Below are 1,372 nucleotides of genomic sequence, written 5' to 3' on the forward strand. Positions count from 1 at the left end.
CAACTAACGTCAAATATTAAGTACTGATATTTAGTGTTTTACTAAATCCGACGTCTTCAGGTTTAATCTCAAATTTAGCAATATTTTTCTTGATTCTGTTGACTAATTTTAATTTTCTCTTTTGGTCTAAATAGAGGTATTCTTTCGGCGGATTGTAATTTTGTGCTTTTACTAGCATATTCCAAATAATAACAGCGAGTTTTCTTGCTGTTGCACTTATAGCAGTCGCTCTCCCTTTTTTATAATTGATTCTTTTAAAAAAATCATTCAGATGTCCTTCTTTTAAATTACCAATGGTATTTGCTGCAAGTCTAAAGGCTCTTTTTAATCTGCTACTTCCTTTTGGTAGGTGGTGACTTAATATTTTTCCACCACTAATTTTGTTGTTTGGAGCAAGTCTTAACCAGGATGTAAATTGTTTAGCGGATTCAAACTTTTTAATACCCTCTAGCCCGACTTCACTTATGATTGTTAATATAGTAGCATCATTTACACCTTCAATAGCCATTAAATCAATACCTTCAAAATATTGATATGATAATTGATTCATATCTGTTCCTTTAATGGTGTTTTTGTTTTTTCTTTTGTATGGTTTTTTAGAGGCTATATATTGTTTTTTATCATCATTACTATCAATGATTTGTTCAATATATTTTTTGATTTGTGCATCAACTTCATCTTTTTGTTTTTGAAGATGTAGATAGGTTTCCCATTCTTGTTTTAGAGCAAAAAAGTAATCTTCACGCCCATTGTATTGTAAAGCTTTACCAATTTCTGTTGCCGATTTTCGGCAATTATAATGTCTATTTTCTGCTAATATTTCCCCTGATTTTTCTCCTTCAATAAATGCAGTGATTATTTTTGTTCCAGTAAGCCCAACAATATCTTTAACAACAACATCTAACCTCATGTTCATTAATCGAAGATATTTTTGGATCTTTAATACAGTGCTAGAAACTTGTTTTAAGATATTCTGTCTATGTCTGGAATAAGTTCTGATAATCGCAGTTGTGCTATCGGGCAAGAAACTACTACTAAGCAACCCTAAGGTGTGTAGTTTTTGTATCCATTGGCAATCTTTGATATCTGTTTTCTTGCCTTTTATGTTTTTGGTTTGCCTTCCATTAACCAAAATAACATCAAAACCATAAACAACTAATGAAGAAAACAGGTTTTGCCAATATGTTCCTGTGCTTTCCATAGCAATTGTAGAGACTTTATGTTTTTTGAGCCACTCACATAATTCTAGATGATCTTGGCTATAAACTCCAAATTCTTTTACATCTTGTGCATTTTGACCAACAGCTACCCAGTGACTTCTACTCCCAATATCAATACCCGCAGCATTTGGATTGACGACTTCTAAACTAAT

At 31.9% G+C, this 1,372-nt stretch carries 1 protein-coding gene; it reads right to left on the reverse strand.

Features of this window, described 5'->3' with window-relative positions; genetic code table 11:
* Nucleotides 1-16 precede the first annotated feature (16 nt).
* Nucleotides 17-1,372 (reverse strand): IS110 family RNA-guided transposase (locus L3X37_RS15200; protein WP_237241018.1); only part of this gene is annotated, 1,356 nt, incomplete at its 5' end.

This window comes from Wocania arenilitoris, from assembly GCF_021728535.1.
In the GTDB taxonomy this organism is placed as follows: Bacteria; Bacteroidota; Bacteroidia; order Flavobacteriales; family Flavobacteriaceae; genus Wocania_A; species Wocania_A arenilitoris.